This is a genomic window from Bradyrhizobium sp. ISRA442 (assembly GCF_038085055.1).
GTDB lineage: Bacteria > Pseudomonadota > Alphaproteobacteria > Rhizobiales > Xanthobacteraceae > Bradyrhizobium.
On sequence record NZ_JALGCN010000033.1, the window covers coordinates 1 to 26,495 of the forward strand.

Genomic DNA, 26,495 nt, shown 5'->3' on the forward strand with positions numbered 1-26,495 from the left:
CTTCACCGGATGGGTACCTTCGTTCGAAAGTGCGCGATCAATCTCTGACCTGCGGGCAACAATCGTTCGCGCGCTTTGGACCAGAAGACCTTGGCGGATCTGAACGTTGCGCTCGCAACCATTGCCAAGAACGCTCGACTGGCTGCACGATTGCTGGCTATCGACGTTTCGTGACACCTGATGTTTGAGACGCCTCTGGCGGAGTTCCCTGACTACAGAGTCGGCTCACAAACTGGTCTGCTGTTGAGTTGGACGAATCGCCACATTGCGCGCCCAGCCTGCAAACTGGCCGAGCTGGCGCAGTGCGGGCCTCAGAGGGCATCGCGCTTGGCTGGGACGGCGGATTGTTTGCAAATTGTTGAGGCGCGAAAGATGAAAGATGGTCGGAGCGGAGTATGATGCAGAACGGCCCGGCAGCGATACCGGGCCTTTCTTGTGCTTTTTGGGCGCTCAATGGGTGGCTTAGAAGTCCATACCACCCATGCCGCCGCCCGGAGGCATGGCCGGGCCGGCAGCGGCCTTCTTCGGCAGCTCGGCGACCATGGCCTCGGTGGTGATCAGCAACGCCGCAATCGAAGCCGCATTCTGGATAGCCACACGCACGACCTTGGCCGGGTCGATGATGCCCTTGGTGACCAGGTTGCCGTATTCGCCGGTCTGCGCGTCGAAGCCATAGCCGTACTGTTCTTTTTCCAGGACCTTACCGACCACGACCGAGCCGTCCTCGCCGGCATTGATCGCGATCTGGCGGGCCGGCCAGGACAGCGCCTTGCGCACGATCTCGACGCCGGTCTTCTGGTCGTCGTTTTTGGTGCGGATGCCCTTGAGATGCTCGGAGGCACGGAGTAGGGCGACGCCGCCGCCTGGCAGGATGCCTTCCTCGACCGCCGCGCGGGTTGCATGCATCGCGTCATCGACGCGATCCTTGCGCTCCTTCACCTCGACCTCGGTCGCCCCGCCGACGCGGATCACCGCGACGCCGCCCGCGAGCTTGGCGAGACGCTCCTGGAGCTTCTCACGGTCGTAGTCCGAGGTGGTCTCCTCGATCTGCGCCTTGATCTGGGCCACGCGCGCCTCGATGTCGGCCTTTTTGCCAGCGCCGTTGATGATCGTGGTGTTCTCCTTGTCGATCATCACCTTCTTGGCCCGACCGAGCATGTTGAGCGTGACGTTCTCGAGCTTGATGCCGAGGTCTTCCGAGATCGCCTGGCCGCCGGTCAGGATCGCGATGTCCTGCAGCATGGCCTTGCGGCGATCGCCGAAGCCCGGAGCCTTGACGGCAGCGACTTTCAACCCGCCACGCAGGCGGTTCACCACCAGCGTTGCGAGCGCTTCACCTTCGACGTCTTCCGCGACGATGACGAGCGGCTTGCCGCTCTGCACCACGGCCTCGAGCAGCGGGAGCAGCTCGTTCAGCGACGAGAGCTTCTTCTCGTTTATGAGGATGTAGGCGTCTTCCATCTCAGCGCGCATCTTGTCGGCATTGGTGACGAAGTAGGGCGAGATGTAGCCGCGGTCGAACTGCATGCCCTCGACGACATCGAGTTCGGTCTGGAGCGATTTCGCTTCTTCGACGGTAATTACGCCTTCGTTGCCGACCTTCTTCATGGCGTCCGCAAGGAACTTGCCGATCTCGGCATCGCCATTGGCCGAAATCGTGCCGACCTGGGCGATCTCCTCATTGGAGGTGACCTTCTTGGAGTTCTTCTCGATGTCGGCCACCACAGCTTCGACGGCGAGGTCGATACCGCGCTTGAGGTCCATTGGGTTCATGCCGGCGGCAACCGACTTGGCGCCCTCGCGGACGATTGCGGCCGCAAGGACGGTCGCGGTGGTGGTGCCGTCGCCGGCCGCATCAGCGGACTTGGAGGCCACCTCCCGCACCATCTGCGCGCCCATGTTCTCGAATTTGTCCTCGAGCTCGATCTCTTTGGCGACGCCGACGCCGTCCTTGGTGATGCGGGGTGCGCCAAACGATTTGTCGAGCACGACGTTGCGGCCCTTGGGGCCGAGCGTCACCCTGACCGCATTGGCGAGAATGTCGACGCCGCGCAGCATCCGGTCGCGGGCATCGACCCCGAATTTGAGTTCTTTAGCTGACATATTTGTCCTCCCTGAATTGAAATTCGCCGCTCACCTGCGAGGCAGCACCGGTCGGGCGCTCCTCAGGGGGTGACGGTGGATTAGGCGGCCTTCTTCTTGGACGACACGTCGGTAAGAACGCCCATGATGTCGCTCTCCTTCATGATCAACAGCTCCTGGCCGTCGATCTTGACCTCGGTGCCCGACCACTTGCCGAACAGCACGCGGTCGCCGACCTGGACGTCGATCGGGATCAGCTTGCCGCTCTCATCCCGGCCGCCAGGGCCAATGGCGATGACTTCGCCCTGGGAGGGCTTTTCCTTGGCCGTATCGGGAATGATGATGCCGCCACCGGTCTTCTCTTCAGCTTCGATGCGCTTGACCACGACGCGGTCGTGAAGCGGAGGGAATTTCATGCAGTCCTCCCTGACTTTTGTGAATATTCTTTAGGTTGGCAGTCGCAACGAGCGAGTGCCAACCGCTCTCACATATACCAGTGACATTGGGGCGCAAGAGGTTCGGCCCACGATGTTTGTGCAACTTTAAACACAGACGTGTCGAGCGTGTGCGCTCAAGTTGACGGGTGCCCCTGCCGCAAACAAAAAGATAACAGGGTGAAACAAGCTCGCCGAGGCCATCCGCTACGCCTTCGGTCCGGCCTTCCGGGGCTGTCTCGTCCTGACCGGCCTCGGCAGAAGCTGCGACCTGCTCGACGTCCTCGGGGCCCAGCAACATCTGTTCCTCAGGAAGCGACTCCGCCTTCCGGCCAAAGCGATGACGCTGCAGCTTCTTGATGATCTGGCGCAGCCGCTCGCTCTCGTGCCGCTCGGCAAGCAGCATCGCCTTCAGCGTCTCGGGATCATCAGGAAGGTTATCGCTCACAGGCAAATCAGAGCATATTCGCGCTCGCCTGACGGCGCGCTCGATGCCCCTGATTCACTTCGTCGCAGCGCGGCCCACAATTATCCGGCTTGCGTCGGGACGACCGTCTCCCGTGCCGCGTGGACACGCCGCCAATCGAGCCCTTCGAGCAGCGCCGACAATTCCGCCGCCGACAAACGCATCACGCCATCCTCGATCTTCGGCCAGCGGAAGACGCCTTCCTCGAGCCGCTTGGCGAACAGGCACAAACCCGTACTGCCGCTACGCCGACGACTTCCTCATCGGCGTAATCGGGAGCAAGCGGGAAGCGTGTGAGATCATGGCTCGCGTCGAACAGTTCCTGACGCAGGCCTTGAAGCTCGCCGTATCGGCCGAGAAAAGTGGAGTTCACGCCGCTTCAAAGGGAGTGACCTTCCTCAGCTATCGCATCTCGACATACACATCCTATGGGGCTGGACGCAAATCCAACCGCACGGGGCCGGATGGCCGGACATGGCGCGTGGTACGCCGGCCGACCACCGGCAATGTCAGTTTGCGAGTGCCGCGCAAGGAGGTTACCGCGTTCTGCAAGCGACACGACTATGGCGATCTCGCCAGAAAGACTGGCCGTCCGCGCGAGCAGTTCTTGGTCACCAGCGATGTCGCAACCGTCCTCGCCTATAACTCAGAGTTCCGTGGTTTTGCGAACTACCATTCGTTTGCCGATGACTTCAAGAGCGCCTTGGGACTGTTGGAGCTTGTTGTGTTCCGCAGCCTTGTGAAGACGCTGGCGATGCGACATCGGACGACGAGAGCGAGAACCATGGCACGTCTGTGGAAGGGTACGGACTACGAAGTCAGCTCCGTGGTCCGTGGTAAACTTCGCAGTATCAAGCTGTGGAGACTGAAGCATCTGACCCAGACCTACTGGACGAGTCCTGTGGTGGACAACGTCACGGCAGGGGCGTGGTGGGTCAAAAGCCCCAATGATCTGATCGATCGCCTCAACGCTCGCAGGTGCGAAGGGTGCGGTGATAGGACCGGACCATTTGAGATGCATCACCTCCGCCGCGTTGGAGACCTGCGAAGCGGTTCGCTGACGGTTTGGAAACAGTCCGGTTGGCGGCGCAAGACGATCGTCCTGTGTCCGTCATGCCGCGCAACCGTCTCCGGTCGAGCGCATGCGCGTATGGAAAGCCGTGTGCATTGAAAAGTGCCCGCACGGTTTGGGGGGAGGCGTAGGGATATCCTCGACGAGGTATCCCGCGCCTACCCTACCGAGACGCTGCGCGGCTCGGTTCACAAGAGCCCGGTGCGGCGCAAGCCGCTCGCGCACAAACGACAGAGACAGAATTGAATTCCCCTCGCATACATCTGTGTACCGCGACAGACGCTGTCTGCCGTCGGATCCAGACATGTCTGCCATTCCGACAATTGGAGTTCCTAACCCTGCTTCCCGAGCGACTTGAACGACAGATTGTTGGAACGAGGACGCATGGGTAAAGGGAATCAGATGCCTCTCGAGCAGCGGGCAAACACCACCCTGCCGAAAGTCATCCAGACCGGATGCCCACCTCTTGAACTGTTTTGTGATCGATTTCGATCACCTTTTTCCCAAGCAGCTCTGTGTTCCACCCTCCTGCGCCAGTCCCGACCTAAATTAGTTGCGCGCGCACTCCAGCCCAATTTCCCTCCAGGCCACCCGATTGCCGCACGAGCTATCGCCTCGACTTGTTTCTCAATTAGTTTTCGCGTTCGGATTCGAGCAGTGGGTCAACTAGAGCTAGCCGGAGCCCGCATGGCGGACACCGAGACAGACGATTTGGCATCCTTATGCGCGCGCCAGCGAGAGAGGACGGCGAAGAAGCGCGAAAGCTTAAATCTGTGGCGAACTATCTGTGCGGATGGAGACTAATGGGATCTCGCATTGCACTTCCTGCTCGTTACCCGCCGGTCGGCGCATGGCCAGCCGTCATGCGGGCGGATATGGTCGCAGCGTATTTAGATTACCGCAATACAGTCGAACTTGCGCGCGCGATAGTCCGCGGGGAAGCTCCTCCGCCGACGCATTATCACGGAACTGGTCGCTCCCGAGAGCCAGTTTGGTCGAAGGCAGCTATTGATGACTTCGCGGCAGCGTGCAGCGCTACAAACCCCAATAAGCTAGACCGACAAGACCTGACCTCGCTCGTATGAATTTGTCCAACACTACGCCTGGACTTCCTCGTTACTGTCGGCGGAAGGCATTGAAGCATGGCGGTTGGGCCTATTTTTTCGAGCCGCCCACCTGGGCACGCAGACAAGGCTGTACCATCGAACCTGAGGCACTTGGCGAGGATTTCGATGCAGCTGTAGACCGGGTCAAGAAAGTCTTGTTACCCGCTTTTGACAGCTGGCGTTCTGGGGGGCTAACCGACCTGTCTTCTACTCCGCCTGCACCTGGCACTTTCGATTGGCTCGTATGGGTATTCAAGACGCACCAGAAGTGGAAAGAACTCGATCACAAAACGCAGCGACTTTACGCCCAGGGCTTAGCGCTTTTTGCTAATCACGAGCTAAAGGACGGCAGTCGGGCGGGCTCGAAACAGATTTCTGCCTTCTCTAGAGGATTTGTCGATGCCGTCTATGCGAAGTTGCTGGTCGTAGAACGCAAGGAAGCGGACGGCAACACCGTCAAATACGAACGCCGGCGCTTCGCAAATGCTGCCATGACGGCTTGCAGGCGCGCTTGGTTTGTTGGCCAGCGCGCTCATGAGGCGAAGGTCCCCGAAATAAACCCGTTCTCCCGGATGGGGCTAAGGTCTCGAGCCCCTGGTCAACCGAAGCGGGAGACGCCCACTGCAAACTGGGACGAGCTTGTCGCGTTCAGGCGCAGTGCCAAGAAACTCGGGTTTTACTCCATCGCTACAGCCGCTTTGTTGAGTTGGGAATGGCTGCAGCGCGAAGAGCATGTCTTCGGCATTTTCGAACTTGCGCACTACCGCCCGGAGGGACGACCAGATAGCGTCAGGATTGTCCATCCAAAGAACGGCGAAGAAGCATGGTGGCCCCTCTTTGACGAAACTGGCACGCCGCTTTTCCCCGAGTTGATGGCGGAACTCGACGCTATCAAAGCGGGGCACGGCTCCGGATTGGTCTTCCGGCGCGACCACCCTCATCGCAGATCGAGCATTCCCGTCCCATGGATCACCCAACGCAAAGATCTGCGATACCTCCGCTCCGTCGTAAAAAAGATCATCGCCGCAGCCGGGCTTCGTCACGAACTTTCATTCACATCATTTCGCCATGGCGGCTTCACCGAAGGCGCCGACAGCGATCTCACGGATGCTGAATTGCGCACCGCCGGCCGCCATCGTTCAAAATACCAATTGCCAACTTATGCCAAGCGCACGCGCAAGCAGCTCATTGCGGCTACCAAAAAGCGCCGATTGCAGCGCGCGGGAACAGCTTCCTTTGACGATCAGCTCGTGGCGCGAACGAGATAGGCATCGTTTTGCCGGATGCCTCTCTGAGTTTGTTCCAACATCGGGTCTACCGCCCCGTCCATACCGGCTTGCGCTTTTCGCCGAACGCCTTCAGCCCCTCCTTGGCGTCCTCGGTCATCGCGAGCAGCGCGATCTGGCTTTCGGTGTAGGCGATGCTCTCGTCGAACGACATCGAGGCAATGGCGCGCATGGCGTATTTGCCACGGCGGATCGCGGTCGGGGATTTGTCGACGGTGCGGCCGATCAGCCAGTCGACCTTGGCGTCGAGCTCGGCCGCCGGTACGATATAGTTCAAGAGGCCCGCGGCTTGCGCAGCTTTCGCATCGAACGGCTCGCCGGTGAGCGCCCATTCGTTGACGAGACGCGGCGGCGCGATGGACTGCAGCAAGCTCAGCACCTGCATCGGAAACACGCCGACCTTCACCTCCGGCAGGCCGAAGATGACATGGTCGGCCGCAACCGCCATGTCGGTCATGCACAAAAGGCCCATGCCGCCGGCCATGCAGACGCCACCGACCCGCGCGATCGCGGGCTTCGTCGCGTTCTGTGACAGGCGGAGCAGATCGGCATAGTCGACATTCGGCCGGGAATGATCCATCGCGAACGCCGCACCGGAATTCTGCAAGTCGGCGCCGGCGCAGAACGCCTTGTCGCCGGCGCCGGTCAGCACGATGACGCGGACGTCCTTGTCGTCATGGGCGTCGCGATAGCCCTTGCTGATGCCGGCGATGACCTCGCCGTTCAGCGCGTTGCGCTTCTCGGGCCGGTTGATGGTGATCCAGAATGCCTGCCCGCGCTTTTCGGTGATGACGGCTGTGTTGTCGGTCATGACGTCGCTTCCTTGCTGTCCGTTTGCAGCATTTGCGGCAGCGCGGGCGGCAGGTGCAAGAGCAATCTGCAGCGAGGCGCCGCTTTAGCGCCTCGACGCAAATTGCTGGCAACGGAGGCGCGCGGTCAGCCCGCGACCGCTTTCCTGATCCAGACCTTGTTGTCGTGGAATGCGGCGCCGCCGATCGGCGCGACGGCTTCGGCTCCGGTCAGCATGTTGATGCCGCGGCCGCCGATATGGTTCTTGTTCGGGTGAACGGATTCCGCGATCAGCACGCCGCGCCGCACGCCGTCGAACAGCGTTGCGATCAGCGTGGTCTCGCCTCTGATGTTGCCGAGCGTCACCGCATCGCCGTCAGCAATGTCGAGGGAGGCTGCATCCAGCGGATGGATCATCACGCTCGCCCTGCCCTCGCGCGCCTGCGAGGACGGCGTCTCGTTGAAGGTGGTGTTGAGGAAGCTGCGCGATGGGCTGGTGGCAAGCCGGAACGGATGGGCCTGGTCGGCCTGCTCGATCACCGCCCAATGGTCCGGCAGATCAGGCATGTTGTCGATATCGCCCATCGTCTGGCCGAACGGCGGATGCGCCCAATCCGCCCTGAAGTGGAATTTCTTGTCGGGATGGGCGAAGCCGTCGAGAAAATGCGAGGTCCGGAAATCCGGCTGCAGGTCGCGCCAGATGTCGGCCTCGAGCCCGGCGATGTCGCCGTGGCCGCTCAGCTTCAGCGTCGCATCGATCAACTCGCGCGACGTCATCTCGAAGCCTGGATGCATCGCGCCGACGCGCGGCGCCAGCGCCTGCAAGACCTCATGGTTGGAGCGGCATTCGCCGGGCGGATCGATCAGCTTCGCGCCCACCGAGATGTGCTGGTGGCCGCCGCCGTAATAGAGGTCGTCATGCTCCATGAACATGGTCGCCGGCAGCACGATGTCGGCCATCTGCGCCGTCTCGGTCATGAACTGCTCATGCACGGCGACGAACAGGTCTTCGCGCGCAAAACCCTGTGCTACCCGCGCCTGCTCCGGCGCCACCGTCATCGGGTTGGTGTTCTGGATCAGCATCGCCTTGATCGGGCCCTTGCCGTGCAAGGCCTCAGTGTCGCCGGTCAGGATACGGCCGATCTGGGACTGGTCGAGCACGCGCGTGGTGCGATCGATCGCGTCATGGCCCTCGATGATGGATTCGTCGAAATGCCACAGCGCGTAATTGTTGAAGAAGGCGCCGCCGCCTTCGTATTGCCAGGCGCCGGTCACCGCGGGAATGCAGAGTGCCGCATGCATCTGCGTGGCCCCGTTGCGCGAGCGGGTGAAGCCGTAGCCGAGGCGCAGGAAGGTTCGCTTGGTCTCGCCGACCGCCTTCGCGAACGCTTCGATCTCAGACACCGGCACGCCAGAGATCGCGGACGCCCATTCCGGCGTGCGCGTTCTCAGATGCGCCTCGAGCTCGGCCGGGCAATCGGTGTACTTGTCCATATAGGCGCGGTCGGCATAGCCGTCGCGGAACAGCACGTGCATGACGCCGCAGGCGAACGCGCCATCGGTGCCGGGCCGCAGGATGATCCTGATGTCGGCCTGCTTCATGGTCTCGTTGTCGTAGATGTCGACGGCCGCGATCTTCGCGCCGCGCTCCTTGCGCGCACGCGCGGCGTGCGTCATCACGTTGACCTGGGTGTTGACGGGGTTGGTACCCCAGATCACGACGAGGTCGGACAGCGCCATCTCGCGTGGATCGACGCCGGCAATCTTGCCGGTGCCGATTGCATAACCGACGCGCGCGACGTTCGCGCAGATCGTCGAATAGAAGCGCGAATATTTCTTCACATGCGTGAGGCGGTTGAGACCGTCGCGCATCACCAGCCCCATCGTGCCGGCGTAGTAATAGGGCCAGATCGATTCCGCGCCGAACTCGCGCTCGGCCTCGTTGAAGCGATGGCCGATCTCGTCGAGCGCCTCGTCCCAGGAGATCCGCGCGAACTGGCCGGATCCTTTCGGCCCGGTGCGGCGCATCGGGTACATCACCCGCTCGGGGTGATGGATGCGCTCGGCATAGCGGGCGACCTTGGCGCAGACGACGCCGGCCGTGTAGGTCTGCCGCTTGGAGCCGCGAACGCGACCGATGCTGCGGCCCTCGACCACCTCGACATCGAGCGCGCAGGCCGAGGGGCAATCATGCGGACAGGTGGAGTGGCGGATCTCGATCTTGGCGTGCTGGTTCATGGGGAAATCCGTAACATCAAAATACCGGCCAGCCGAGGGCATTTATCCGGCAATGCCTATGCAATTTGCTCAAGCCGCGTGCGTTGCCGGTTCCTGCCGCGACTGCGAAATGCGGCGCGGTCACCCCGGAAGCCGGCCGATATTCCCAGCGTGATCGACTTTCTGAGGCGTCGACAGTCCGCGCGCCCTGCCGCTACAGTGCCGGCCAACAACAACGACAGAGGGAGGTGGGCATGACGCCCGCAAGGATTGTGCTGGCGCTGGCTGCCGGCCTGTTCAGTGCATTCTCCGCGCCCTCCTGTTTCGCGCAAGACTATCCTGCCCATGCGGTCCGGATCGTCGTTCCCTTCGGCGCCGGCGGGCCGGCGGATGTCGCGGCCCGGCTAATCGGCAACGTCCTCCAGGAGAGCTTCGGCCAGCCCTTCGTCATCGAGAACCGCACCGGCGCGGGCGGCGTCATCGGTACGGTCGAGGCGGTCAAGTCGCCGGCGGACGGCTACACCTTGCTGATGATGTCGAACACACAAACCGCCAACGAATCACTGTTGACGGCGGCCCAGCGCAAATACGACCTGATGCGCGACCTCGCGCCGATCGCCCCGGTGAACTATTCCGATCTCGTCATCGTGGTGAACCCACAGGTCGCAGCGAAGACGCTGCAGGAGTTCATCGCGCTCGCCAAGTCGCAGCCGGGCAAATTGAACTACGCCTCCTCCGGTCAGGGCACGCCGTACCACATGGCCGGCGAGCTGTTCAAAGCCATGGCCGGCATCGACGTCGTGCACGTCCCCTATCGCAACAGCGGCGAGGCACGCAGCGGGGTGATCGGCGGACAGGTACAGATGATGATCGATGCGGTGCCGGCGATGGCGCCGAACGTCGGTGAGAACCAGGTGCGCGCGCTTGCGACCACCGGCAAGCAACGCTCCGCGGTGCTGCCGAACGTGCCGACCGCGATCGAGGCCGGCGTGCCTGGCTATGAGGCCACGATCTGGCTCGGCCTGATGGCGCCGGCCGGCACGCCGAAGCCGATCATCGACAAGCTCAACGCCGCCGTGAACGCAATGCTGAAGCGGCCGGACATCGTCAAGCTCTGGACGGAACAGGGCGCCGTGCCCATGTCGATGACGCCGGAGGAGTTCGACAAATTCCTGCGCGGCGACATCGCTAAATGGGCCGATGTCGTCAAGAAGTTCGACAAGTCCTGAGGCCGCTGTTCGACCATGCCGACCATTCGTTTCCAGCTCAACGGCGCCGCCATTGCGGTCGAGACCGATCCGGACCAGATGCTGCTCGACGTGCTGCGCGGCCGGCTCGGCGTGACCGGCCCGCATTTCGGCTGCGGGGCCAATGAATGCGGCGCCTGCTATGTCATGGTCGGCGATCGCGCGATCGCGTCCTGCGACATGCCGATGTGGTCGGTCGCCGACAAGGACGTCACCACGATTGAGGGCCTCGGCACAGCGGAGCATCCGCATCCGCTGCAACGCGCCTTCATCGCCGAACAGGCGATGCAATGCGGCTATTGCGTGTCAGGAATCCTGATCAGCGCGGCGGCGCTTTTGAAGCGCAATCCGTCGCCGACCGAGGCCGAGGTCAGAGCTGCACTCGATCGCAATTTGTGCCGCTGCGGATCGCATAACCGCATGGTGCGCGCCGTGCTGCAGGCGGCCTCGGAGCTGGCTGCGTCATGAGCACGCCCTCCTCTGCCCCGAAATTGTCGGTCAGCCTGGCCGCCAATCCAAAGCTGGCGTCCTGGGTGAAAATCACCGACCAAGGCCAGGTGGCGATCGCGCCCGGCAAGGTCGAGATCGGCCAGGGTATCGTCACCGCGCTGACCCAGATCGCCGCCGACGAGCTCGATGTCGATATCGGCCGGATCGAGATGATCCGCGCCTCAACGGCGACCAGCCCGAACGAGGGCGTCACCTCGGGTAGCCTCTCGATCCAACAGTCCGGCCGTGCGCTGCGCCAGGTCTGCGCGGAGGTGCGCCAACTCTTCCTCGCCGCGGCCTCGGAGCGTCTCGGCGTCGATGCATCGCAGCTCGAGGTCAACGACGGCACGATCTCGGGACCTGGCAATGTCAGGACCAGCTATTGGGAACTGGCCGGCGAAGTCTCTCTCGACCGCGACGCTACCGCGGGCGCGATGGCGAAGTCCGCTTCCACACGCGGCATTGCAGGACGTTCGATCCAGCGCGTCGACATTCCCGACAAGGTGTTCGCGCGTCCGCGCTTCATCCATGACTGCGCGCTGCCGCGCCTGCTGCACGGACGCGTGCTGCGGCCGGATATTTCGGGCGCCAAAATGGTCGCGCTCGATGAAGAGAGCGCGCGCGCTGTTCCCGGCCTCGTCGCAATTGTCCGCGACGGCGGTTTTGCCGGCGTGGTCGCCGGGACTGAAGCAGCGGCCGAAGCTGCACTGAAGGCATTGCGCAAGGGCGCGACGTGGTCGGCCGGCGAGCCGCTGCCCGATGAACATGATCTCGCAGGCTTCCTGAAGAGCCAGCCGGTCGAGACGACCGTCATCGACACCAAAACAGGGGCAAGACCGAGCGCGATCGCGCACACCCTTCGCCGGCAATATACCCGCCCCTACGTCGCGCACGCCTCGATCGCGCCCTCCTGTGCCATGGCGCAATGGGACGGCGATCGCGTCCACGTCTGGACACACAGCCAGGGTGTCTATCTGCTGCGCGCCGATCTCGCGATCGTGCTGAAGCTGCCGGTGGAGAGCATCATCGTCGAGCACATGGAGGGCGCCGGCTGCTACGGACACAATGCGGCCGATGATGTCGCCCTCGATGCCGTTCTGCTGGCAAAGGCCGCCGCGGGCCGACCGGTCCGGGTGCAGTGGTCACGTCACGACGAGATGTCCCACGCGCCGTTTGGCGCAGCGATGGCGATCGAGATCGAGGCCGATCTCGACGCAGACAACGAGATCATCGCTTGGCGCCATGCGATCTGGAGCAACGGCCACGCCGCGCGGCCGGGTCGCGCGGCGCAGCCCGCGCTGCGTGCGGCAACCGAGATCGCAAATCCCTACCCGCGCATGATCTCGTCCAACCCGCCGGCTGCCAATGGCGGTGGCGGCGACCGCAACTCCGTTCCGCTCTATGACCTCCCGGCTTGGACCATCACGAGCCACCGGCTGCTGACCATGCCCGTGCGCACCTCGGCGCTGCGGACCCTGGGCGGGCAAGGCAACGTGTTCGCCATCGAATCCCTGCTCGACGAGATCGCTGCTCTGCGCGGCGAAGACCCGATCCAGTTCCGCTTGCGCCATCTGCGCGACGAGCGGGCAAAGGATGTCATCCGCGCCGCGGCGCGGCGCGCGCAGTGGAAGCCGCAAAGGCAAGCCGGAGTCGGTCACGGCGTCGGCTTTGCCCGCTACAAGAACACGGGCGCCTATTGTGCCGCGATTGCCGAGATCGAAGGCGCCGACGATATCCGCGTGAAGCGGCTGGCGCTTGCGGTCGATGTCGGCGAGGCCATCAATCCGGACGGTGTGATCAACCAGATCGAGGGCGGCGCGATCCAGGCGACGAGCTGGGCGCTGAAGGAGCGCGTCCGCTTCGACCGGACACGCATCACGTCGACCTCCTGGACGGACTATCCGATCCTGACGTTCAGTGAAGTGCCGGCGGTGGATGTCGAAGTCATCCAGCGGCCGGAGATCGAGCCGGTCGGTGCCGGCGAAGCCGCCCACGGCCCGGTGACGGCCGCGATTGCGAATGCGGTCTTCGATTGCCTCGGCGTGCGCGTGCGCGACCTGCCGATCACGCGCGACAGGATCATTGCAGCCATGGAGCTTGCCCCGTGACGACACTGAACATCCTGAGCGGAGGTGCGGCGCAAGGCCTCGTTCGCGGCCTCACCGACGCTTTCAAGGCGCAGACCGGATTCGGTATCGACGGTCAATTCGGCGCGGTCGGCATTATGGCCGACAGACTGCGCGCGAGCACGCCGGCCGATCTCGTCATCCTGACGCGCGCGCTCGTCACGAAGCTCGCCGACGAGCAGCTCGTAACGGCCGCATCGATCGTGGACATCGGCAAGGTCGAGACGGCGCTTGCAGTTCGTGCCGGCGATCCGAAAGTGCTGGTAAAGACCGAAGCCGATCTGCGCGCGGTGCTGCGCGCCGCAGATGCTATCTTCGTCCCGGACACCAAGGCTTCGACCGCCGGCATGCACCTGGCCAAGGTCCTGGATCAGCTCGGCATTGCTTATGAGGTCGCATCCCGCCTCAAGATCTATCCGAACGGCGCGACCGCAATGCGGGAACTTGCAGCGTCTACGGCCCAAAGGCCGATCGGATGCACGCAGGCGACCGAGATCATTGCAACCGAGGGCATCGTGATGTCCGGATCGCTGCCGGCGGGAAGCGAGCTCGTCACGATGTACACCGCCGGCATCACCATGCGGGCCGCACATCCGGCAGAGGCGCGCGCGCTGATCGCGCTGCTCGCCGGTGCAGACCAGAGCGAGCTGCGCCGGCGCGTGGGCTTTTCCGGCTAGATGCGCACGCGCGCCTTAGTTGTTCAGTTGGGTGAGCCCAGTCGGCGGACCGTCGACCGCCGTCCAGCCGCCATCGACGAACAGCGTGCTGCCGCTGACATAGCTCGCGGCATCCGAGGCGAGGTAGGCCACCGCTGTCGCAACCTCATCGGCGCTGCTCCAGCGGTTGAACACCGTGTGGCCGGCGTAGAGATTGTAGATGTCGGGGCGCTGCTTGAAGGGGCCGGTCAGCGCGGTCTCCGCGATGCTCGGCGCAATCGCATTGACGCGTACACCGGAGCGGCCGACCTCGGAGGCAAATCCCTTCACCAGGAGGCCGATCGCCGCCTTGGTCGAGCCGTACACCGCAAGGCCGGGCTCGATCGTCACGGCGCGCACCGAGGAGCAGGCGATGATGCTGCCACCCTTCTGCTCCACCATGATGCGGCCGAAGGCCTGGAAGAACCAGACGGTGCCCTTGACGTTGAGCGTGACGACGCGGTCGAGGTCCTCCTCGGTGTAGTCGAGGATGGTCTTGCGGATGTTGAGCCCGGGCGTCGTCACGGCGATATCGAGCCGCGGGAATTTCTGTATCACGGTCGCGGCCAGCGCGGAGACATCTGCTGCGCTCGCAGCATCGCACGCGGCGGCTTCCGCCCAGCCGCCTTTCTCCCGAATGCCGGCGGCGGTCGCCTCGGCAGCGTCAAGCGCGCGATCGGCGCAGACGACGCGAGCACCGAGCCCGGCCAGCGCTTCCGCCGACGACTTGCCAATGCCCGACGCGGCGCCGAGAACCACTGCGGTCTTGCCGGTGAGATCGAAGAGCTTGCGATAGTCAGTCACAGACAGATTCTCCTGTTGCTGCGACGCAAAGTATCGCAAGGCCGGTTCGCCCGCCAAGTGTCGGCGTATGCACGGCAGCTATCCCTTGTACCCCATCAGCAGGCGCGGCAGCCAAAGCGAGAAGGCGGGAACGTAGGTCACGAACATGAGCGCTGCGATCAGGGCGGCGTAGAACGGCAGGATGGTGCGCATCACCGCGCCCACCGAGATGCCGCCGATGGCGCAGCCCACGAATTGCGTCGTTCCGACCGGCGGCGTGTTCAGCCCCAGGGCGCAGTTGATCAGCATCAGCATGCCGAACTGCACCGGATCCATGCCCGCCTTCATCGCGATCGGCAGGAAGATCGGGGTGCAGATCAGGATCGTCGCCGCCATGTCCATGAACGTACCGAGCAGGAACAGGATGACGTTGATGAGCAGGAAGATGGCCCAGGGTTCCGTGGACACCTTGCTCATCATATCGCCGGCGAGGTCGGCCACCTCGTAGAGCCCCATCAGATACTGGAACATGGTGGAGACGCCGATCAGCAGCAGCACCACACCCGTCGTCTTCACCGCCTTGGCGGCGGCCCGCAAGAAATTGTTCCAGGTCATGGTGCGGTAGATGAAGAAGGTCAGCAGGATCGTGTAGGTGACCGCGACGGCTGCGGATTCAGTTGCAGTGAAGACACCGGACAGGATGCCCGCCAGGATGATGCCGACGATCAGGAGGCCGGGCAGAGCGGCCGCGAACGAGCGGACCACCTCGGCCCAGCCCGGGAATTTACCGGCCGGATAGCCTCGCTTCACCGCGACGGCGTAAGCGGCAACCAGCATGCACGCCATCAGCACGAGCGCTGGCAAGATGCCAGCGGCGATCAGCGCGCCGATCGATACCTTGCCGCCGGCGGCCAGGGCATAGATGATCATGTTGTGGCTGGTCGGCATCAGCGCTCCGACCAGCGAGGCGTGGGTGGTGACGTTGACGGCGTAGTCGGTATCGAAACCTTCCTTTTTCATCATCGGGATCATCACCGCCCCCATCGCCGACACGTCGGCCACCGGCGAGCCGGATACGCCGCCGAACAGCGTGCAGGCGACCACGTTCGACATGCCGAGCCCGCCGCGGATATGTCCGACGAGGTTCTTGGCGAGCTGCACGATCTTGTCGGCGACGCCGCCATGCAGCATCAGCTCTCCGCTGAAGACGAAGAACGGTATGGCGAGGAAGGAGAAGATGTTCATCCCCGACATCATCTGCTGGAAGATGACGGCAACCGGCAGGCCTTCATACAGGATGGTACAAATCGCCGAGAGGCCGATCGCGAAGGCGACCGGTACGCCAAGGATGAGGAAGCCGAAGAAGGTGGCGCCGAGAATGATCAGTTCCATGAGGGGACGACCTCTTCGCCGCGCAGGAGAGCAATGATGTGCTCGATTGAAAAGGATACGATCAAGACGCCGGAGGCGATCAGCGGTATGTAGCGAACGACCTCGGGAAGGCCGAGATTGGGGATCTTCACGGTTCCGACCGACGCCCCGAGGATCCAGCCGTTGTAGACCATCGCAATGCCGAACACGGCCACCAGAACGTGGATCACAAGCTCGATCTTCTCTCGCAAATGATCCGGAAGCATCACCAGCAAACTGTCCATGCCGATGTGCCCGGCATCGCGCACGCCGACGGCGGCGCCGATCAGCGTGACATACAGGATCAGAACCAGCGCAAGGTTCTCCGTCCAGGTCGGACTGGAATTGAGCACGTAACGTCCGAACACCTGGTAGAACACGATGGTGACGATGACGAGCAGGCCGCTCACGGACAGGTACATGCCCACGCGAGCGATGACGGCATTGATCCGTGACAGCAAGCCGGTCGACGGGCGTCCGGCTACTGCTTCGTGGTTTGCGACGTGTGGGTCTGTCATCCGCGTCTCCTTGCGAGGGTCCGGTGCCGCCGGTCGGCGACGCCGGCCCCGACGCTACGTTCTTATTTCGTGTCCTGGATACGCTTGACGAGGCTCTGCAGCTTCTCGTCACCGGCGAACTTCGCGTAGACCGGCTTCATCGCATCGACGAATTCCTGCTTGTTGGCGATCGTAACGACCTGAACGCCGGCCGCCTCGACGGTCTTGCGGGAAGCCTGCTCACGCTCGTCCCAGAGCTTGCGCATGACGGGCACCGATTCCTTGGCCGCCTTGCGGATCATCGCCTGATCCTCCTTGCTCAGCGTGTCCCAGACCTTCTTGGACATCACGAGAACTTCGGGCGCCAGGGAGTGCTCAGTGACGTTGTAGAACTTGGCTGCCTCGAAATGGCGCGACGACTCGTAGGAGGGCCAGTTGTTCTCGGCAGCGTCCACCAGACCGGTCTTGAGAGCGGTATAGACCTCGCCATACGGCATCGGCGTCGGGTTGGCCCCGAGGCTCTGGATCATGCCGACCCACAGGTCGGATTGCTGGACGCGAATCTTCAGGCCCTTGAGGTCCGCGAGCGACTTGATCGGTGCCTTGACCGTGTAAATGGACCGGGCGCCGCTGTCGTAATAGGCAAGGCCGACCAATCCCGCAGGCTCCATGGCCGCCAGGATCTCATCGCCGATCGGCCCGTCAAGGACCGTGCGCATGTGCTGCGTGTCCCGGAAGACGAAAGGCAGGCACAGCGCGATGGTTTCCGGCACGAAGTTGTTCAACGGCGATGCGTTGATCCGCATCATGTCGAGTGCGCCGATCTTGAGCTGCTCGATCGTGTCCTTCTCGGAGCCCAGGGCTCCGTTGGGAAACACCTTCACACCGAGCTTGCCGCCGCTCGCCGTCGCGAGCTGCTTGCCCATGAACTTGACGGCCTCGACGGTCGGATAGTCAGCGGGGTGTACGTCGGCGGAGCGGAAATCGCGTGCGGTCGCCAAGGGCGCTGAGACCGCCAGCACAGCGGCTGCGATAATGCCGGTTAGTGTCTTCATCTGGGCTTTCCTCCTGAGTTGATTATGTCGTCGTTGGGCAGGTGCTGCGGGCCGCCTTGGGTCGCTCCACTTCAGGTGTGAAGTCAAGCGCCACAACCGCACCACCTTGGTAGGATTGTGCGAGGGAGTCGAGCGGATTCGGCTGCTTGAAGATCTCCGCCGCGAAGTCCTCGGCCTTGGCGCGAAGGTCGCCGTTCATGACGTCGTCGCCCTCGTGCTGCGGCACGATTGAAGGCTTCCAGCCGGCGAGGACCCCGCGCGGCAAGCGCCGGCCCCCCTGCAATCGCGCCTCGCCCTGGCCAATGCCGGATGCGAGGTTACGATGCTCGTTGCATCCATGGATGTTCCTCTCATTTTATGCTCGACCGCTATTGGCTGCGGCTTGGAGGTTCGGACGAGACGGTCGCCCATCCCTGTGCGAACGCGCTGCATCAGCGCGATGTCGCCAATGTCGTCCCTAGGGCGGGCGGCATTCTGAGTCCAAGCCAAATCCGGCATCGATCAATGCAAGAGTTGCATTGATCGATCACGCGGGCTCCGCAGGCGCAATCGGCGGATGGTCCCTTTTTTCCGAAGCTATCTGGCCGCTGCGGGGCGCGATGCTTTTTGTGCTGACGCTCGTGATCTGCCTGCCGGAGGTCCCGCTCTAGCTGCCGCGCGCGGTGTTGCGGTGACGCTCGGCGCACCGGCGCGTCACTTGACGTCGCCGATGCAGCCCACTCAAGATGCTTCGAAACAGAGCGGAACATCCCGAGAGAAATGCCATGCCGCGCAAGCTGATCGATATTTCCGTGCCGTTGCAGAACGACGTGCCGGCCGATCCCCCGGGCAATCACCCGACGATCCAGTACATCGATCACCAGCAGGGCCTGCCGCGCATGCTGCAGTTCTTCGACGGCCTCAAGGCGGAGGATCTGCCGGACGGTCAGGGCTGGGCCGTCGAGCAGGTCTCGCTGTCCACGCATAACGGCACGCATCTCGATGCGCCCTGGCACTTCCATCCGACCATGAACCGGGGCGAGCGGTCATGGACCATCGACGAGGTGCCGCTCGAGTGGTGCCTCCGACCCGGCGTGAAGCTCGATTTCCGGCATCTGCCCGACGGTTACGTGGCCACCGCGGAAGACGTCGAGAACGAGCTCAAGCGCATCGGTCACACGCTCTCTCCGCTGGAAATCGTCGTCGTCAACACCAGCGCCGGCGCCAAGTTCGGCCGGGCGGATTACGTGAATTCCGGCTGCGGCATGGGCTATGAGGCCACCATGTACCTGCTCGAACGCGGCGTCCGGCTGACCGGAACCGACGGCTGGAGCTGGGACGCGCCGTTCGTCTACACAGCCCAAAAATATGCGGAAACCAAGGATGCCCGTCTGATCTGGGAGGGCCACAAGGCCGGACGGCACATCGGTTATTGCCATCTCGAGAAGCTGCACAATCTCGACAAGCTGCCCTCGACCGGGTTCACAATCTCGTGCTTTCCGGTGAAGATCGAACGGGCTTCGGCGGGCTGGACCCGCGCGGTCGCCATCATCGACGGCTAGGTCGGTGCCGTCACTCGCCGTCGAGGCCGCTCTCGGCGAGCTCGCGCAGCGCATCGGTATCCAGCACGACGATCGCGCCATGCTCGAGGCGAACCCAATTGCGTCCGGCCCAGGCGCGCAATTGCTTGTTGATGCTCTCGCGCGTCATCCCCACCATCTCGCTGATCTCCTGCTGCGTGATGGCGAGCGTGCCGCTGCCGGAATCGAGCTTGCGTTCTTCGGTGAGACCGAGCAACGCGCTTGCGAGCCGGCCCGGCAGGTTCTGCAGGATCACCTGCTCGACCTGCTGGCTGGTCCAGCGCAGGCGCGCGCAGAGCAGCTCGATGAATTTCATCGCGAGCGCCGGCTGGCTCTTGACAAAGGGCAGGAAGTCCCGGCGATCGATGACGTAGAGCTCGCAATTGGTGTTGGCGGTAGCATCCGCCGAACGCGGCGCGCCGTCGAGGACCGCGATCTCGCCAAAAATCTCCCCAGGGCCGATCAGATTGAGAATGGCATTCCGCCCATCAGGCGAGGAGGAGGAAATCTTCACTGTCCCCGAGATCACCGCGAACAGATTGTTGCCCGGGTCGCCCTTCGCGGCAATCGTCGCGCCGCGCTTCACTGTCGTGTGCTTGGCATAGCGGCAGAGCTGATCGAGCGCCTCCGGCTCCAGATCCGCGAAGATCGGGTGCTTGCGCAGGACCGATAATTTGTTACCCGACGACTGTCGGGGGTCGCCGGTCTTGTCCTGAGGCACGCCGCGGGCTCCTAAGACTGCGAGGCACTGGGTTCCTGCGTAGTCAACCCCGCCCGGCTTTTCAACCGGAAAGCATGCACATGATTTGAGGCAAATGCCGCGAAAATGCCGTGGACGGCCAAAACTGACATCCGCAGGGTGCGCCAATGCATTCCAATCGATGCAGAGTTGCAGGCGCCACAGAAGAATGGGACGGCCCGACTTCAGGCAGCCGCCAGAGCCTCGGCCCGTGCGGCGTCGAGCAGGCTGATGCCGCCCGGGATGATCTCGATCACGCCGAGGCGCTCGAGCTTCGTGAAGGTGCGGCTGACGGTTTCGATGGTGAGACCGAGATAGTCGGCGATGTCTTGCCGGCTCATCGGTAGCGAAACCGAATCTATCGACCCCTTGAGCTCGATCAGCCGCTCACGCCAGCCGAGGAAAAAGCTGGCGACTTTTTCGTCCGCCGAGCGGCGACCGAGCAGGACCATGTGGTCGCGCGCCTGGCTCAATTCGCGGACCGCCAGTTCGTTGATTCGCCGTAAGAGGTGCGGCCGGTCCTCAATGAACCGGCCTAAAGGCGCCTTCGCGAACTGGCAGACGGTGACTGCGCCGATCGCATCGGCCGAAAAGTTGTGGCGCCCGGAAACGTTCATCCCCAGGAAATCGCCGGGCAATGCAAAGCCGACGATCTGCCGGCGGCCATCCGGCAACAGCTTGTACAGCCGCATGACGCCGCCGAGCACGTTGTAGAATGACGTAGTGATGTCCTCCTCGGAGAAGACGGTTTGGCCTGCGATAAAATGGACGCGGCGTCCCAGGTGCTCGAGCTCCCGGAGTTCGGCCGCGTCCAATGACGAGCAGACTGCGAATTCGCGGACCGCACAATCGCTGCAGGAATGCCCGTTCGGCTCAATCGTGACCAAGGAAGCCTTCATCCACCGCTCCAAGCGCCGGCCGCCGCCCGCATCAAGCCGAGTCCGCCGCACGGCCTGCATTTTACTGCACCGTGACAGAGGCAGTTGACGCAGATCAATTTCGGCGGACATGGCCGCCTTGTTCTGCTGGAGACGCGGGAACGACCGGCCCGAGAGTTAGACGGCCTGTACCGTCCAACCGACCAGCTCCTTTGCGATGCGGCCGAAGGCGGCGTCGAATGCCGCGACTGCGGCGGTCGGCTCGATCTTGTCGAGTTTCTCGCTCGCTTCCACAAGCCGCGAAGCGATCACCTTGCCGTTCTTGTCGACAATCCTCACCGACAGTCCGATTTCGGCTCGCGGCTCGCCTTCCGCGGCAATGCGGAAGCGCCTGATATCGATCAAGAGCTGATAGTCCGCCTGACCCAGGTCGGTCGTGCGCAACGGGGCGTGGGCGATGTCGAGGTTCTCGAAACTGTCGATCAGGCGCGCCTGCACCAGCTTTGGAATGCTGTCGGCCCACAGGAACTCGGCAAAGCCCGGGATGTCCGGAACCGGCGAGAACAGCATCCGTTGCGTCTGGAGCATTGCAACCGCGGTCGGCTCGGGAATTGCCAATGACGCGGAAAGCGCCTTGCCGACCGGCCCGAGGTCCTGCGGTGCCCGCAGGTCATAGGTTATCTTCTGCGCAGGCGCTCCACCGCCCGTCATCTTCTCGAGTCCCGCAACGATGCCGTCGAGCTTGCCGGCGTTGCGCGCGAGCCCGTCCGAGAACGTCTTGAAATTGGCGATCGTATCCTTCAGCGGACCGGCGTTGTCCTCCAGTACGGAATCGACCCGCCGCAGCGCATCGCGCGCCGCCTGCGTCATGCTCTGGCCGGCCCCGGCCTCGGCGATCAAGATCAACGGCTCGCCCGGTCTGGCAGCGATCGTGCCGCCTTCCAGAGCCACCACCGGTACGCCGGTCAACCCTTGGAAATCGAGCCCGACCTTGGTGTCGGCGCGCACGGGAGTCGCAGACGCAACCGAAATCGTCGCACTGACGAAGCGCGGATTGTCCGGCGCGAGACCAAGCTCGGTGACCTCGCCGACGCGGATGCCATTGAACAACACGCCGGCGCCGACCAGCAGTCCCGGTACCGGCCCCTGAAACTGCACGCGATAGGTCGCGCGCGGCCCGATGCCGCCCGTATTGTTCAGCCAATAGACGAAGCCAAAGACCACGAGGATCGCAGCCAGGACGAAGGCGCCGATCAGCACATAGGGAGCGCGGGTTTCCATGTCTCATCTCATGTGGGGTTGCAGCATCTGGGAACGCTTGCCGTGAAAATAGGCCCTCACCCAGGGATGCTCTGATTGAAGAAGTTCGCGCATGGGACCGATCGCCACGATCTTGCCGTCGGCCAGCGCCGCGACGCGGTCGCAGACCGTGGTCAAGCTTGCGAGATCATGGGTCACCATGAACACGGTGAGCCCCAGGGTCTTCTGCAATGTCTTGATCAGGGCGTCGAAATCACCGGCAGCGATCGGATCGAGGCCGGAGGTCGGCTCGTCCAGGAACAGGATCGGCGGATCGAGAGCGAGGGCGCGGGCCAATGCCACCCGCTTGGTCATGCCGCCGGACAGCTCGGACGGATATTTTTCGGCATCCTCTGCTCTCAGCCCAACCATCTCGAGCTTGGCGATCGCCATCTCGTCCATCAGCTCCTGGGAGAGGGCGAGGTTCTCGCGCAGCGGAAACTGGAGATTCTGCCGGACCGTCAGCGAGGAGAACAGTGCGCCCTGCTGGAACAGGATGCCCCATTTTCCGGCAGCGTCCTGCGCGCTGCGGTCGTGCGCACTGCCGATCGGCTGTCCCATGACTTCGATGGTGCCGCCTCGCCGCGGGACGAGCCCGATGACGGTCCGCATCAGGACCGACTTGCCGCCGCCGGAGGCACCGACCAGGCCAAGGATTTCCCCGCCGCAGACTTCAAGCGAGAGGTGATCGAGCACAATCTGCCGGCCGAAGCCGACCACGAGGTCGCTGACGCGAATTGCGAACGCTTGTGCCACCCCCGACATGGTCACATCCCGATCGAGGCAAAGAAGATCGCGAACAGGCCGTCGAGCACGATCACCAGAAAGATCGACTTCACCACCGAGGTCGTCGTTTGCCGACCGAGCGATTCGGCGCTGCCTTTCACGCGCAATCCCTCGCTGCAGGCGACGATCCCGATCACCAGCGCCATGAACGGCGCCTTCAGGATGCCGACCTCGAAATGGGTGACGGAAATGGCCTCGTGCAGCCGCGCAACGTAGATCGCCGGGCCCATGTCGCCGTAGAACTGCGCGACCAGGCCGCCGCCATAGAGCGCGGCGATCGAGCCGATGAAGGCAAGGATCGGAAGCGCGATGACCAAGGCAGCCACCCGCGGCAGGATGAGGACGTCGACCGGATCGAGCCCCATGGTCGAGAGCGCATCAATCTCCTCGCGCATCTTCATCGAGCCGAGCTCGGCGGTATAGGCGCTCCCCGAGCGACCGGCGACCATGATGGCGACGATCAGCACACCCAGCTCGCGCAGCACCAGGATGCCGACCATGTCGACCGTGTGGGACTCCGCGCCGAACCTACGGAAATGGAAAAACCCCTGCTGCGCGATGATCGCGCCGATCAGGAAGGTGATCAGCACGACGATCGGAATCGCCTGCCAGCCGATCCGATAGAGCTGATAGACCAGCGACGTCAGCCGCAGCGACCGCGGCCGGCGCGACACCCCTATCAGAGACATGAACAGTGCGCCGAGCATCTGAAGGAAGATCGTGATGTCTTCCCGCGCCTCGACCGTGGACTTGCCGAGATCGTGCAGCCCGTGCAGAACCGGGTTGGGCATAGGTGCCGGCAGTGGATTGTGTCGGTTGACCTGACGCACCTCGTCCATCAGGCCGGCGAAATTGTCGGCTATTCCGACCACCTCGGCCGATCGGCTGGAGGATGCCGCCCTACGCGACAGTTTCTCCAGAAGCCAGGCGCCGAGCGTGTCGAGCTCGCTGACACCTGCCATATCGAGCGTCACGGACTTCGATCTATCGACAGCCGCCCAGACCGATCGGGAAAGCGCGTCAAGCTTCGGAGCATTGGCGGCGATCCACGGCCCTTCCGGCCGCAGCTCGAGCAGATCGCCGGACGGTGTTGCCAGCAGCAGTGGTTCCGAATTCACACCTTTATCCTCATAGGATCGACTCCGGTCATTTTGGATTTCTAGGTCGCCGCGACATACCTGGATTGACCTGCCTCAAAGCAGGGCCCGAGAAAGCTCGCTTGACGCAAATCAACGGCCATCGAGCCGGTTCGCATAGGCTTCTTTCATTCAATGGAGGCCGCCAATGTTCGACACCGGCAGCATGAACGACGAACTGAACGCGATGAAGATCGATGTTTCGCGCCTGCTGAACATGGCCGGCGAGCAGATGTTCAACGCGTCGGAAGACCGTGCCGAAGCCTTGGCCGAACAGATCAAGGCCGCGCTGACCGAACTTGGCGAGACCGTGAGTGAGGAGCAAGAGCAGCTCCGTGGCCTCCTCGCAGAGCGTCCGGTGGCGTCGCTCGCTTCGGCCTTCGCACTCGGCGTGGTCGTCGGCTTCATGCTCAGGAGGCACTAGGTGGGTACGGAAAACATCATCAAGCACCTGCGCGTGCTCTGGCGTACCGACAGGATCATCGCCGACATCAGACTACGGCACCTCCTGATCGGGCTGGGCTTGCGCGCCTTCGCGGCGCTGATCGCCACCTTCGGTCTGCTGATGCTCGAATTTTCGGCCTATTTCGCCCTGGTCCAGATCTGGAGCGCAATCGTCGCGGCGGCCATTCTCGGCGCGATCAATTTTGCCATTGCGGCGGTCCTTTTCGTCGTCGCAGCGCGTCCGTTGTCAGGACGCGAGATCGAACTCGCGAATGATATCCATGACGCGGCGATTGAAGCGATTCAGCTCGAGGCGCGCGCGCTCCACGCTCAGGTAACGGGCGCGGTCCACCACCCGCTGAGCGGCCTGCTGCCGATTCTGACGCCGTTGGTGGCCATGGTCATCAAGAGCCTGCGGAAGGCGCCTGTTGCGCCTTCGTAGCGAACGGCGCACACTGACCCCACATCCGGCGAAGCCCGCTGGAGGATGCATTGCCGTAACGGGAATGCGACATGTACGCGATGGTTCTCTCCGCGCGCGGCGCGCCATTGATGTTCCAGGAACGACCCGACCCGGTCCCCGGCTCCGGCGAGGTTCGCGTCAAGGTCAGCGCGTGCGGCGTGTGCAGGACCGATCTCCACGTGGTGGATGGCGAGCTTTCGGACATTCCCTATCCCATCATCCCGGGGCACGAGGTCGTCGGCCGAATCGATGCGGTCGGCGCAGGTGTCGGCGAGCTGAGACCAGGCATGCGTGTAGGTGTTCCCTGGCTCGGCTTCACCTGCGGCGAATGTTTTTATTGCCGCACGGACCAGGAAAATCTCTGCGATCGCCCCAAATTCACCGGCTACACGCGCGACGGCGGCTTTGCCAGCCACCTCGTCGCCGATGCCCGATATTGCTTTTCGCTCGGCGAGCACGGCGAGGACGCAGCCCTTTCGCCTCTGCTCTGCGCCGGCCTGATCGGCTGGCGATCCCTGGTGATGGCCGGCGATGGCAAAACGCTCGGCATTTATGGCTTTGGCGCGGCCGGCCATATCGTGGCACAGGTGGCCCACGCACAGGGACGGAAAGTTTACGCCTTCACCCGTGACGGCGACCAGGAAGCACAGCAACTTGCGCTTTCGCTCGGCGCAGATTGGGCCGGCGCTTCAGAGGACATCCCGCCGACGGAGCTCGATGCCGCCATCATATATGCGCCGGTCGGAGCGCTGGTGCCGTCCGCCCTGCGCTCGGTGCGCAAGGGCGGGCGCGTTGTGTGCGCCGGCATTCACATGTCCGACATTCCGGGCTTCCCCTATCATATTCTTTGGGGTGAGCGGCAGATCGTATCGGTTGCAAACCTCACCCGAAAGGATGGCATCGACTTCCTCGCCGCCGCGGCAAAGCTCGATATCCAGACACACACGACGGTATTCCCGCTCGCCGAGGCCAATGAAGCGCTCGCCCGTCTGAGGGAAGGCAAGCTCGTTGGAGCAGCCGTGTTGCGTCCATGACCGCCGCATCTACTGCTCGAGCACGTAACAGCCCGGCGCGTCATCAAAAGGAGCGCTCTTCTTGTTCCGATATCAGGCCGCGTCTTCGGCCTCCACAACCGACATCCGATGCACCGAAGCCTGTTTTGACGTGCATCAAGCCTCTCGAAGATCGCATGTGCTGATTAGGCAGCGAGATCAGGTCGAGAGGTACGCGTGTTCAGCGATCTACTGGTACACATCCCCACAGAGCGGTCACCACGGCCCGCCATCGACGCGTCCATTTCTATGGCGATGAGCGCCCGCGCGCACCTGGACGCGCTTGCGACCGGGTAAGCGTCGGCAAATGTACCTTTTGTGGCGGAGGGCGGCGCGGCCGTCGCATCGTCGCTGCAGTTCGAGTACGAACGCGCACTGGAACGAG

General features: G+C 63.2%; 26 protein-coding genes and 1 pseudogene. 11 read left to right on the forward strand and 16 right to left on the reverse strand.

Going from position 1 to position 26,495, the window contains the following annotated elements; all coding sequences use genetic code 11:
• A partial coding sequence (locus MTR72_RS37365) for a hypothetical protein (RefSeq protein ID WP_341512096.1) occupies positions 1 to 188 on the forward strand: 188 nt, incomplete at its 5' end.
• Positions 189 to 462: 274 nt separating this feature from the next.
• On the opposite strand, the gene groL is transcribed toward MTR72_RS37365, so the two are convergent.
• From groL to tnpB, 4 genes and pseudogenes are all read right to left on the reverse strand, one after another.
• Positions 463 to 2,103: a chaperonin GroEL gene (gene groL / locus MTR72_RS37370; protein WP_280969645.1), complete on the reverse strand. Its 1,641-nt coding sequence runs from the start codon at positions 2,101 to 2,103 to the stop codon at positions 463 to 465.
• Between the two features lie 80 nt (positions 2,104 to 2,183).
• Positions 2,184 to 2,498, reverse strand: a complete 315-nt coding sequence (locus MTR72_RS37375; protein WP_280969644.1) for a co-chaperone GroES — start codon at positions 2,496 to 2,498, stop codon at positions 2,184 to 2,186.
• Between the two features lie 223 nt (positions 2,499 to 2,721).
• Positions 2,722 to 2,922, reverse strand: a pseudogene (locus tag MTR72_RS37380) (transposase domain-containing protein); the annotation flags it as partial.
• A gap of 122 nt (positions 2,923 to 3,044) precedes the next feature.
• Positions 3,045 to 3,212: an IS66 family insertion sequence element accessory protein TnpB gene (gene tnpB, locus MTR72_RS37385; RefSeq protein ID WP_280969643.1), complete on the reverse strand. Its 168-nt coding sequence runs from the start codon at positions 3,210 to 3,212 to the stop codon at positions 3,045 to 3,047.
• A gap of 71 nt (positions 3,213 to 3,283) precedes the next feature.
• On the opposite strand from tnpB, the gene MTR72_RS37390 reads away from it, so the two are divergent.
• Together MTR72_RS37390 and MTR72_RS37395 are read left to right on the forward strand one after the other, a co-directional pair.
• A complete protein-coding gene (locus MTR72_RS37390; RefSeq protein ID WP_280969642.1) occupies positions 3,284 to 4,153 on the forward strand; it encodes a group II intron reverse transcriptase/maturase in 870 nt (289 codons plus the stop codon).
• 1,036 nt (positions 4,154 to 5,189) lie between these two features.
• Positions 5,190 to 6,428: a hypothetical protein gene (locus tag MTR72_RS37395; RefSeq protein ID WP_341512097.1), complete on the forward strand. Its 1,239-nt coding sequence runs from the start codon at positions 5,190 to 5,192 to the stop codon at positions 6,426 to 6,428.
• A gap of 46 nt (positions 6,429 to 6,474) precedes the next feature.
• Here the strand turns inward: MTR72_RS37395 and MTR72_RS37400 are convergent, their stop codons facing one another.
• A complete protein-coding gene (locus tag MTR72_RS37400; protein WP_280969640.1) occupies positions 6,475 to 7,257 on the reverse strand; it encodes an enoyl-CoA hydratase/isomerase family protein in 783 nt (260 codons plus the stop codon).
• 125 nt (positions 7,258 to 7,382) lie between these two features.
• Entirely contained in the window at positions 7,383 to 9,473 is a 2,091-nt protein-coding gene (locus MTR72_RS37405; RefSeq protein WP_280969639.1) for a molybdopterin oxidoreductase family protein, read from the reverse strand.
• 233 nt (positions 9,474 to 9,706) lie between these two features.
• On the opposite strand from MTR72_RS37405, the gene MTR72_RS37410 reads away from it, so the two are divergent.
• From MTR72_RS37410 to MTR72_RS37425, 4 genes are read left to right on the forward strand one after another with little or no spacing between them, the layout of a single operon-like run.
• Positions 9,707 to 10,681, forward strand: a complete 975-nt coding sequence (locus tag MTR72_RS37410; RefSeq protein WP_280969638.1) for a Bug family tripartite tricarboxylate transporter substrate binding protein — start codon at positions 9,707 to 9,709, stop codon at positions 10,679 to 10,681.
• A gap of 15 nt (positions 10,682 to 10,696) precedes the next feature.
• Positions 10,697 to 11,167: a (2Fe-2S)-binding protein gene (locus MTR72_RS37415; RefSeq protein ID WP_280969637.1), complete on the forward strand. Its 471-nt coding sequence runs from the start codon at positions 10,697 to 10,699 to the stop codon at positions 11,165 to 11,167.
• Complete coding sequence (locus MTR72_RS37420) at positions 11,164 to 13,296, forward strand: xanthine dehydrogenase family protein molybdopterin-binding subunit (protein WP_280969636.1); 2,133 nt, start codon at positions 11,164 to 11,166, stop codon at positions 13,294 to 13,296. Before MTR72_RS37415 ends, MTR72_RS37420 begins: the two co-directional genes overlap by 4 nt.
• Positions 13,293 to 13,991 carry a molybdate ABC transporter substrate-binding protein gene (locus tag MTR72_RS37425; protein ID WP_280969635.1) on the forward strand — a complete coding sequence of 233 codons (699 nt, stop codon included), beginning with the start codon at positions 13,293 to 13,295 and terminating at the stop codon, positions 13,989 to 13,991. The genes MTR72_RS37420 and MTR72_RS37425 overlap by 4 nt, the downstream gene beginning before the upstream one ends.
• Before the next feature lie 15 nt (positions 13,992 to 14,006).
• Here MTR72_RS37425 and MTR72_RS37430 read toward each other — a convergent pair whose 3' ends face one another.
• The 5 genes from MTR72_RS37430 to MTR72_RS37450 all read right to left on the reverse strand — a co-directional run bounded on the left by MTR72_RS37430 (position 14,007) and on the right by MTR72_RS37450 (position 17,980).
• Positions 14,007 to 14,813, reverse strand: coding sequence for an SDR family NAD(P)-dependent oxidoreductase (locus tag MTR72_RS37430; protein WP_280969634.1), 807 nt, complete (start codon positions 14,811 to 14,813; stop codon positions 14,007 to 14,009).
• 78 nt (positions 14,814 to 14,891) lie between these two features.
• Positions 14,892 to 16,184: a TRAP transporter large permease gene (locus MTR72_RS37435; RefSeq protein WP_280969633.1), complete on the reverse strand. Its 1,293-nt coding sequence runs from the start codon at positions 16,182 to 16,184 to the stop codon at positions 14,892 to 14,894.
• Positions 16,175 to 16,720 carry a TRAP transporter small permease gene (locus tag MTR72_RS37440; protein WP_280969632.1) on the reverse strand — a complete coding sequence of 182 codons (546 nt, stop codon included), beginning with the start codon at positions 16,718 to 16,720 and terminating at the stop codon, positions 16,175 to 16,177. Before MTR72_RS37440 ends, MTR72_RS37435 begins: the two co-directional genes overlap by 10 nt.
• 62 nt (positions 16,721 to 16,782) lie before the next feature.
• Complete coding sequence (locus tag MTR72_RS37445; RefSeq protein WP_280969631.1) at positions 16,783 to 17,754, reverse strand: TRAP transporter substrate-binding protein; 972 nt, start codon at positions 17,752 to 17,754, stop codon at positions 16,783 to 16,785.
• Between the two features lie 22 nt (positions 17,755 to 17,776).
• A complete protein-coding gene (locus tag MTR72_RS37450) occupies positions 17,777 to 17,980 on the reverse strand; it encodes a hypothetical protein (RefSeq protein WP_341512098.1) in 204 nt (67 codons plus the stop codon).
• 538 nt (positions 17,981 to 18,518) lie between these two features.
• Between MTR72_RS37450 and MTR72_RS37455 the strand changes: the two genes are divergently transcribed.
• Entirely contained in the window at positions 18,519 to 19,295 is a 777-nt protein-coding gene (locus tag MTR72_RS37455) for a cyclase family protein (RefSeq protein ID WP_341512099.1), read from the forward strand.
• A gap of 10 nt (positions 19,296 to 19,305) precedes the next feature.
• Here the strand turns inward: MTR72_RS37455 and MTR72_RS37460 are convergent, their stop codons facing one another.
• The 5 genes from MTR72_RS37460 to MTR72_RS37480 form a co-directional block, all read right to left on the reverse strand.
• A complete protein-coding gene (locus MTR72_RS37460) occupies positions 19,306 to 20,034 on the reverse strand; it encodes a Crp/Fnr family transcriptional regulator (RefSeq protein ID WP_280969627.1) in 729 nt (242 codons plus the stop codon).
• A gap of 203 nt (positions 20,035 to 20,237) precedes the next feature.
• Entirely contained in the window at positions 20,238 to 20,951 is a 714-nt protein-coding gene (locus MTR72_RS37465; protein WP_280970923.1) for a helix-turn-helix domain-containing protein, read from the reverse strand.
• Between the two features lie 156 nt (positions 20,952 to 21,107).
• Positions 21,108 to 22,211 (reverse strand): ABC-type transport auxiliary lipoprotein family protein, encoded by a 1,104-nt coding sequence (locus MTR72_RS37470; RefSeq protein WP_280969626.1) that lies wholly within the window; start codon positions 22,209 to 22,211, stop codon positions 21,108 to 21,110.
• 3 nt (positions 22,212 to 22,214) lie between these two features.
• Positions 22,215 to 22,994 carry an ABC transporter ATP-binding protein gene (locus tag MTR72_RS37475; RefSeq protein ID WP_280969625.1) on the reverse strand — a complete coding sequence of 260 codons (780 nt, stop codon included), beginning with the start codon at positions 22,992 to 22,994 and terminating at the stop codon, positions 22,215 to 22,217.
• A 2-nt stretch (positions 22,995 to 22,996) separates the two neighbouring features.
• Positions 22,997 to 24,133 carry an MlaE family ABC transporter permease gene (locus tag MTR72_RS37480; RefSeq protein ID WP_280969624.1) on the reverse strand — a complete coding sequence of 379 codons (1,137 nt, stop codon included), beginning with the start codon at positions 24,131 to 24,133 and terminating at the stop codon, positions 22,997 to 22,999.
• 166 nt (positions 24,134 to 24,299) lie between these two features.
• On the opposite strand from MTR72_RS37480, the gene MTR72_RS37485 reads away from it, so the two are divergent.
• From MTR72_RS37485 to MTR72_RS37495, 3 genes are all read left to right on the forward strand, one after another.
• Positions 24,300 to 24,575 carry a hypothetical protein gene (locus tag MTR72_RS37485; RefSeq protein WP_280969623.1) on the forward strand — a complete coding sequence of 92 codons (276 nt, stop codon included), beginning with the start codon at positions 24,300 to 24,302 and terminating at the stop codon, positions 24,573 to 24,575.
• Entirely contained in the window at positions 24,576 to 25,037 is a 462-nt protein-coding gene (locus tag MTR72_RS37490; protein WP_280969622.1) for a phage holin family protein, read from the forward strand.
• Between the two features lie 71 nt (positions 25,038 to 25,108).
• Positions 25,109 to 26,092 carry a zinc-dependent alcohol dehydrogenase family protein gene (locus MTR72_RS37495; protein ID WP_280969621.1) on the forward strand — a complete coding sequence of 328 codons (984 nt, stop codon included), beginning with the start codon at positions 25,109 to 25,111 and terminating at the stop codon, positions 26,090 to 26,092.
• Positions 26,093 to 26,495: the final 403 nt, after the last annotated feature.

Coding starts and splice junctions, on each gene's coding strand:
- groL (WP_280969645.1), bottom strand. CDS start 2,103: ATGTCAGCTAAAGAACTCAAATTCGGGGTCGATGCCCGCGACCGGATG.
- MTR72_RS37375 (WP_280969644.1), bottom strand. CDS start 2,498: ATGAAATTCCCTCCGCTTCACGACCGCGTCGTGGTCAAGCGCATCGAA.
- MTR72_RS37390 (WP_280969642.1), top strand. CDS start 3,284: ATGGCTCGCGTCGAACAGTTCCTGACGCAGGCCTTGAAGCTCGCCGTA.
- MTR72_RS37400 (WP_280969640.1), bottom strand. CDS start 7,257: ATGACCGACAACACAGCCGTCATCACCGAAAAGCGCGGGCAGGCATTC.
- MTR72_RS37405 (WP_280969639.1), bottom strand. CDS start 9,473: ATGAACCAGCACGCCAAGATCGAGATCCGCCACTCCACCTGTCCGCAT.
- MTR72_RS37410 (WP_280969638.1), top strand. CDS start 9,707: ATGACGCCCGCAAGGATTGTGCTGGCGCTGGCTGCCGGCCTGTTCAGT.
- MTR72_RS37415 (WP_280969637.1), top strand. CDS start 10,697: ATGCCGACCATTCGTTTCCAGCTCAACGGCGCCGCCATTGCGGTCGAG.
- MTR72_RS37420 (WP_280969636.1), top strand. CDS start 11,164: ATGAGCACGCCCTCCTCTGCCCCGAAATTGTCGGTCAGCCTGGCCGCC.
- MTR72_RS37435 (WP_280969633.1), bottom strand. CDS start 16,184: ATGGAACTGATCATTCTCGGCGCCACCTTCTTCGGCTTCCTCATCCTT.
- MTR72_RS37440 (WP_280969632.1), bottom strand. CDS start 16,720: ATGACAGACCCACACGTCGCAAACCACGAAGCAGTAGCCGGACGCCCG.
- MTR72_RS37445 (WP_280969631.1), bottom strand. CDS start 17,754: ATGAAGACACTAACCGGCATTATCGCAGCCGCTGTGCTGGCGGTCTCA.
- MTR72_RS37455 (WP_341512099.1), top strand. CDS start 18,519: ATGCCGCGCAAGCTGATCGATATTTCCGTGCCGTTGCAGAACGACGTG.
- MTR72_RS37465 (WP_280970923.1), bottom strand. CDS start 20,951: ATGAAGGCTTCCTTGGTCACGATTGAGCCGAACGGGCATTCCTGCAGC.
- MTR72_RS37470 (WP_280969626.1), bottom strand. CDS start 22,211: ATGGAAACCCGCGCTCCCTATGTGCTGATCGGCGCCTTCGTCCTGGCT.
- MTR72_RS37475 (WP_280969625.1), bottom strand. CDS start 22,994: ATGTCGGGGGTGGCACAAGCGTTCGCAATTCGCGTCAGCGACCTCGTG.
- MTR72_RS37485 (WP_280969623.1), top strand. CDS start 24,300: ATGTTCGACACCGGCAGCATGAACGACGAACTGAACGCGATGAAGATC.
- MTR72_RS37495 (WP_280969621.1), top strand. CDS start 25,109: ATGTACGCGATGGTTCTCTCCGCGCGCGGCGCGCCATTGATGTTCCAG.